Source organism: Pseudomonadota bacterium (genome assembly GCA_022361155.1).
Classification (GTDB): domain Bacteria; phylum Myxococcota_A; class Polyangia; order Polyangiales; family JAKSBK01; genus JAKSBK01.
Window position 1 is genome coordinate 1 of the sequence record JAKSBK010000396.1, and the last position, 6483, is coordinate 6483.

The window sequence follows — 6483 nt, forward strand, 5'->3', positions numbered from 1 at the left end:
GCCGGAATCCAGGATCCCAACGTTGGGCCAGGCTCCCGGCTCGGCCGGCGCGCCGCCGACGATGGCGGCGATGCTGACGCCCCGACCGTCCGCTGGCGCTGCGCAGGCGCTCGCCCCGGCGATCGCGGCAGCCACCATGCAGCCGTGCAGCCTCCGGCGGGCTGACAGCCCTAGGGCCCGCAGACGGCAGCGCATTGCTCCAGGTAGCACCGTTTGATCTCGTTCCACAGCACGTGACAGGGGCCAGGTTCCAAGGGCAGGCAGGTGGGTACGCAGGAACATAGATCAGGGCCGAAGCAGTTCGCTGAGATGCACAAGTACGATCCCGGGCAGTCTCCTCGGCTGCGCCGAAATCTGCTCCAGCCGGCCCCGCACACCCCGGTCCTTCGGCACGCTTCGCAGGGCTCGGTGTTGAAGCGCTGGCAATCGAGCGTTGCGTCTGGCGCGATGCCGGCATCGGTGGCGGCCGCGTCGGGACCTGCGTCGGGACCTGCCTCGGGACCGACGTGTGCGTCCACAGGCGCTTGCCCGTCGCCGGACGGGACAGCGATGGTAGTGTCGCTTATGCCGGCATCTCCGGCAGGGCTCCCGTCGGGGTCGCCAGGTGCGGCGCGGGAGTCAACGATGGCGGCGTCCTGGCTCGGGGTCCCGGTTGTAGCAGGACCGTTATCGGGAGCCGAGTGGCGTAGGCCGCAGCCCAGCAAGGCCAGGGCCCACACGGCGGGTGCTAAGCTCAGCAAGACGTACCCTGCAATTCCCATGCGCCGGCTGGCCCACCCGAGGGGGTGTCGGGGCGCCCGCGACAGAACAAGATGGCGCCGTGGCCGTTGCACGATTCGCCGTAAGCGCAGCGCTTTGCTTGCTCATGGCAGCCGTCCCCCACATTGGGCACAAGCTCAGGGCAGTCCAGGTCCTTTGGAGGGCCGATGCATACCCAGACTTGCTTCGGATTGTGCCGTCGGGTCGGGCAGAACTCGAATCGACTTCCACAACTAGGGCAGACGCAGGTGGTGGATCCGTACTCGCAGGCGGGCATGATCTTCCTGTACAAATGCTCCGACCAGGTCGGTGCTGGCGTGCAGTACTGACCCGGCATGGGCTGCGCGGGGCAGTGGCCCGGCGGTGGCAGGGAACACCCACCGTCACCGTATTCGGTCCAGGTGCCATGGAAACACTTGAAATGCTGGCGACAGTCGAATCGCACCGAATTCCCGTACGAGCACAGAAACCGGTCCTTGCCGCAGGGGCTGCCCACGGCTGGCGGGGAAGGGGGACACACAACCGATGGGAGCGCCTCCACGCGAGTTCCCGTCGTGCGCATGCTCTGGCCCCGAAGGCTAGGAAGGAAAATCGAGGGGTCGAGCACTTCGGTGGGATCGATGCGGGGCCGCCCCGTCCCGGCGTCGGGAGGCGGACCCCCGACGCCCACCCCGCCGCCCCCTGCCTGACCTGGAGGGGCTCCGCCACCGCCGGGCGCCTGACCGACCACGCCGCCGATAACGCCTCCGGCAGCGATCGGCCCGCCAGCAACGCCGCCCCTGCCGCCGGCGGTTCTTCCGGCGGCGCTCCCCCCAGGGGAATCGTGTGCGTGACCCGAACCACAGGCCACGAGCCCACACAGGCATGACACGCACATGCTCGACGTGGCCCGGGCAGTGCGACGGGCCTTGATCTGCAGGTTGCCCGGCTCCACGAGTTCCCTCATCTTCCGCTCGTCCCGCGCCTAGTACGGGTATGCCGTGCGGGTCACGGCGAAGTTGTACACCGTGGCATCGAAACGCCGCCCCAGGTTCCATTCGCCCTTGCCGTCAGCTACGGTGATCGGCTCCCCGTGGTGGACCCCATAGAGGGTACGCACGTTGTTCACCCAGCGCCAGATGCCCGCGCCACTCTGGCCGTCGCTGTCGTCCAGATTGTAGCGCAGCTCCCAAAGATCGGGGTGGCCAATCCATGCCCGGCAGCCGGGACCCAAGTGCGCTGGCGTGCCCGGCGAGTAGCAGTTCGGGTCGTTGCCGCCCATCCCCCAGATCTCGGCTTCGTAAAACGCTCTTGGGTGCTGTTGGGTGGGATGCCGCTTCCAGAGCTGGGTGTAGCGCTCTACGTTCTGAACCTCCTGCGGATACCCGAACATGTACGCGAAGTCGTTTTCGATATCTGCCTCGGACAGGGTGGCGGCGTTGAACCAACCCAGCAGGTTGCCCGGCTGCCCTCCGCAGAAGGTGCCGAAGTCAAGGAAGGCGAAGTCCCACTCGCGCGGCAGCGGCTCACCCGGGTTGACCCGGTCCACCCATTCTTGCGTTACCACAGGGTTGTAACAGTCAATATTGGGGCCTGGCTGCGAGATCGAAGTCAGTTCGCACCAGTCGCCTTCTTTGAAGTGACATCGGACCTGGAACGCCCGGAGATCGTGGTGAGTGTACGGGAAGGGGTCGATGTCGCGTCCATCGACAGCAGCGCTCCAGCGCGGGAAGCGGTAGTCCGTGACACCCACACCGACGTTTGGCTCGTGGTCCACCACGTTCCAGCCCTTCTGATCGTCGAATTCCTCGTAAACACAGTGCGCCGCCGTGATGGCCACTGACGGGCTGATCATCGTGGCTGTGCATCCCATATCGCTGAATAGATAGGGTGCGTTGAGCCAATTCGTGTTGTCCCATTGGTAGACCCTGCCGTCGGTGCCGATTGGGCCCCGTCCCTCCCGAGGCTCGCCGGCTCCATGGCCTTGCGGTGCGCCGATGCCCGCAAGCACCCGCTTCGCGGTCTCGTAGTCGGGCTCTTCCATGGCGTACTCGTAATCACCATGCCGTACGACCGCTCTGAGGGCGAGCGCCAGCTCGTGCAAGCTGTAGTCGGACACCGGCCGCCCGGGAGCCGCCGCTGGAGCGGGCCTCGGGCGTGAACGCGCCCCGGATTCCCTCGCCAACCCTTGCAGCACCAGCGTTCTGCCGTTCATCGCTCGCCGCCGGTTGAATCCTGAAAACCCAATGATTGCTGCGCAAAAAGGCCGGCCCTGGGCTTGCTCCATGCCGCGGGTCGATGCCGCACGCGGCCCACGGCCCCCTGCCGGCTGCCGCGACCGGCTACGAGCGCCGGCAGCCCGAGCAGACCCTGCTCTACCAGACGCTGGCAGCGCACTGGCCGCGCTTCGCCCAGCGTTGTGAGGAGCACGGGGGGCTGCCCGCGTTCGTCAGCCGCGAGTTCGAGGACTACCTCACGTGTGGGATCCTCGAGCATGGCTGCGTCACGGTGGCCTGCCGTCAGTGCGACTTGGAGCGCCTGGTCGGCTTCAGCTGTAAACATCGCGGGTTTTGCCCCAGCTGCTGTGGCCGAAGAGTGAACGACACGGCCGCACACTTGGTGGACTCGGTGCTGCCGTTCGATGCCCCGGTGAGGCAATGGGTGTGCTCGCTGCCGTGGCAGCTTCGCAGCGTGCTCGGCTACGACAGCCGACTGTGTAGCGAGGTCATGACCGCCTTTGCGACCGAGCTGATGCGCAGCTACAAGCGGCGGGCCAAACAACAGCTCGGCCTCGCTTCGGTAGCCGACGCGTTTACCGGCACCATCACGTTGTTCATGCCGAGCGCGTCGTCAATGGCCGGGACCGAAAGCAGCTCGAGCGACTGTGCCGATACCTCGCCCGGCCACCGCTAAGGCGTCGGGTCAAGATAGTGTTGCCAGATCGGCTTCGAGGCGCCCGGCCGGCAAGGCGCGCCGTCGCGCGAATACTCCCCGTATTTGAAGGCGGCGCAACGCCGCTGGGCGGGATGGATCGAAATCGAGGTGGCAATGTTATTTTGACCCGACGCCTAAGCCACGAGCGCTTGAGCGAGCTACCAAACGGCAAGCTGAGCCTCGCGCTCAAGACCCCCTGGTCCGACGGAACGAGAGCCATCGTGCTCAGTCCCATGGACCTTAGGGCCCGCGCAAGAAGAACCCGCACGTCTCGCTGGTTCTGAGCGCCTCTGGCGGTGTTGCTCTTCCTCGAAATATCCCCAGTATTCCTCGTCATCGCGCCTTGCCAGCGACACTCAGTCCTACGCGATTCCGCACGGGTTCTTCTTGCGCGGGCCCTCATCGCCCGCCTGTGCGCCCTGGTGCCGCCGCCGTACTTCCACCTGACGCGCTTTCACGGCGTCTTCGCCCCCAATGCAATCCTGCGGCCTCAGATCGTCCCTGTGCGTGCCCCTGACCCCGAGCTCGACCTGCCCGAGCAACTGCCCTTGTTCGACAAAAACCGGCCAAAGGCCCGCCGCACCCGCCGACTCGGACCTACCGCCACGCGCGCCCGGCCGCCACCCCTGGGCATGGCTTGTCTATAAACTTTCATTCTAAGCAATCGCCAGCGACGCAAGGTGCCCTTCATCGGATCCCCCTCGATCGCGATACGGAGACGCCTGTCACGCCGCGTTGTCGCGAAGATAGTCGATGCTGCCGGGCAAGTCTCTGATTAGGCGGAGCAGCATGTCCATCGCTGACGTCTGCACGTTCCTGCCTGATTCCCAGCGCGACACGGTATTGGCCCCCAGTCGGAGCAGCCGGCCGAGTTCCGCCTGCGTGAGATCGAACCGTTCGCGGATGGCGCGGATCTCATCCGCTGAGAGCAATCCATGCTTCTTGCGGTAGATCGCGACTGCGTCCTCGCCCAACCGCCTGGCATCCTGGAAACGAAGCACTACCTCGCCGCACTTCGGACAGCTGAGATGAGCGGCTGAGGGCACAGCTATCTCTTCCCCATTGACCGGTAACCGCAACGTGCTGCGTTTCTCACTCATCTCGGTGCCGCACCCTGGGCAGGCGTCATCCGGGCGGACGCGGTTGTGTCGGGGTTTTGCCTTCTTGCTAGGCGTTTTCTTCTTCATGGCCATGAGGTTCGTCCTCGTGGAATGAGACCACGATGCAGTCGTTGCGAACAATGACTTTCACGTACAGAACAGTTCCGACCAGCTTGGGCTTGAACAGGTACATCCACTCGCCGGTGGTTTTCGATGCCAGGCGCCCAGCCGAGTCCGAAGCTGTCAACCGAATCAGCACGTCGCACGCGTCGTCTTGGTCCAAGCCGTGCTCGAGAAGCGCAAGCTCTCGCAGGGCCTTGAGTGTGAAACGTACACGGCGCGACGCGGCGAGGTCCTTGATACGAGCGAGGACCCCCGGAAGCCAATGTGGCATGTTCGACGGGTATCATGATTTGGTGAATTTTGCATATGGTTACGGCGCGGACAAGGTTGTCAGCCCGGCACTCGCAGGGGCCCCATCGGCCTCGCGTGGGCGAAGCGACTCACCCGCACGCGCAGCCACAACGATTCCAACCTCAGCTGCAGAGAGAATTGCGGAACGGTTTCAGCAGCTTCTAGCGCCCACGCCGGAACTCAGAGTCCGATCGCCGGGTGTCCGAGGCGGAGCTCCGACGCGGACGGCGGCGACTGGCCGCGGTCCGATGCCAAGGGGCACGTCTACATCATCACCGGAGTCGCTCAAGGCAGACGTCGGTGGCGGCGGTCCGACGCGGAAGTCCGAAGCAGAGGAACTGGCGCTGTCGGCGGCTCGAGTAAGCTGCGGGCGGAGCGGCGACGTGAGTGCCAAACAACCCAACAGGGATCCACCACGATACGGAAGGGCGCCGGCTCCGCAGGAAATGGACTGAGTTTCCCGGCTACGGTAAGCAAATGGGATCCATGGGCAAGCCGGCACGATCTCCGGGGAACTCTTCCACAAGCTCCGCGACGCAGCGCGCACCCGTGGCTATATCGAGGGCCTTACCCACGGCTTCTATCCGTACCCTGCCCGCTTCCCGCCAGAGTTTGCCGCCACCGCTATCGATGCCTTGTCTGCCCCGGGTGACGTTGTGCTGGACCCATACATGGGGGGAGGCACAACGATCGTGGAAGCGGTCGTGCAAGGGCGTCGCGCGATCGGATCTGACATCAACTCCTTGTCGGTCTTCCTCACTCGGACCAAAACCACCCCGTTGAGCGAGCGTGATGCTCGGGGCGTTCAATCGTGGTCGACAGCGCTGGTGGAAGGCCTCACATACCACCATCCGCGCGACGAACTCGCAGACTACTTGTCGGATCGGCGAACAAAGAACCTATCGGCGCCCCAGCTGCGAGCGCTGAAGAAAGCTGTGGCGATCGCGCTCAGGGAAGCAGATGGCCTCCCGACCCACAGGGCACGTAACTTTGCCCGTTGTGTCCTATTACGCACGCCGGCGGACGCCAACCTGGTCGGGTCGGCCCCGCGTCGCGTGCTACACGCCGCGGTGGACTGAAGCAGCGAGTCCGTCAATCGGAATGAGTGCGAACCTGACCCCGACGCCAAGACGTCGAAACGCTGAAAGCACCATTTCCTCGACCTGTACTGGTTCAGCGGGAACGCGACTCCTGGGTTGATGGTTTAGTGGAAAGTTGGCCTCGTCAAGCGTGACGTTGATCGGCGGGTCGAAGACGTCGCCAACGCGCGAGAGTCGCACCGTGCTCGTCGGCCTCC

At 65.0% G+C, this 6483-nt stretch carries 8 protein-coding genes and 1 pseudogene; 3 read left to right on the plus strand and 6 right to left on the minus strand.

What is annotated here, in order from left to right; translation table 11 throughout:
• Nucleotides 1-170: 170 nt before the first annotated feature.
• The 3 genes from MJD61_15260 to MJD61_15270 are packed head-to-tail and all read right to left on the minus strand — an operon-like array spanning nucleotide 171 to nucleotide 2953.
• Entirely contained in the window at nucleotides 171-740 is a 570-nt protein-coding gene (locus MJD61_15260; protein MCG8556629.1) for a hypothetical protein, read from the minus strand.
• Nucleotides 734-1705 carry a hypothetical protein gene (locus MJD61_15265; protein MCG8556630.1) on the minus strand — a complete coding sequence of 324 codons (972 nt, stop codon included), beginning with the start codon at nucleotides 1703-1705 and terminating at the stop codon, nucleotides 734-736. Before MJD61_15265 ends, MJD61_15260 begins: the two co-directional genes overlap by 7 nt.
• Nucleotides 1706-1723: 18 nt before the next feature.
• Nucleotides 1724-2953 carry a hypothetical protein gene (locus tag MJD61_15270; protein MCG8556631.1) on the minus strand — a complete coding sequence of 410 codons (1230 nt, stop codon included), beginning with the start codon at nucleotides 2951-2953 and terminating at the stop codon, nucleotides 1724-1726.
• A gap of 83 nt (nucleotides 2954-3036) precedes the next feature.
• On the opposite strand from MJD61_15270, the gene MJD61_15275 reads away from it, so the two are divergent.
• Together MJD61_15275 and MJD61_15280 are read left to right on the plus strand one after the other, a co-directional pair.
• Nucleotides 3037-3651, plus strand: a complete 615-nt coding sequence (locus tag MJD61_15275; protein MCG8556632.1) for a transposase zinc-binding domain-containing protein — start codon at nucleotides 3037-3039, stop codon at nucleotides 3649-3651.
• Between the two features lie 422 nt (nucleotides 3652-4073).
• Nucleotides 4074-4151, plus strand: a pseudogene (locus tag MJD61_15280) (transposase).
• Nucleotides 4152-4397: 246 nt separating this feature from the next.
• On the opposite strand, the gene MJD61_15285 reads toward MJD61_15280, so the two are convergent.
• Nucleotides 4398-4772 carry a type II toxin-antitoxin system MqsA family antitoxin gene (locus MJD61_15285; protein ID MCG8556633.1) on the minus strand — a complete coding sequence of 125 codons (375 nt, stop codon included), beginning with the start codon at nucleotides 4770-4772 and terminating at the stop codon, nucleotides 4398-4400.
• A gap of 67 nt (nucleotides 4773-4839) precedes the next feature.
• Nucleotides 4840-5166 carry a type II toxin-antitoxin system MqsR family toxin gene (locus MJD61_15290; GenBank protein MCG8556634.1) on the minus strand — a complete coding sequence of 109 codons (327 nt, stop codon included), beginning with the start codon at nucleotides 5164-5166 and terminating at the stop codon, nucleotides 4840-4842.
• A gap of 655 nt (nucleotides 5167-5821) precedes the next feature.
• On the opposite strand from MJD61_15290, the gene MJD61_15295 reads away from it, so the two are divergent.
• Nucleotides 5822-6265, plus strand: coding sequence for a site-specific DNA-methyltransferase (locus tag MJD61_15295; GenBank protein ID MCG8556635.1), 444 nt, complete (start codon nucleotides 5822-5824; stop codon nucleotides 6263-6265).
• Here the strand turns inward: MJD61_15295 and MJD61_15300 are convergent.
• On the minus strand, nucleotides 6245-6483 hold a 239-nt coding region (locus tag MJD61_15300), incomplete at its 5' end, for a hypothetical protein (protein ID MCG8556636.1). The two genes, MJD61_15295 and MJD61_15300, sit on opposite strands and share 21 nt — an antisense overlap.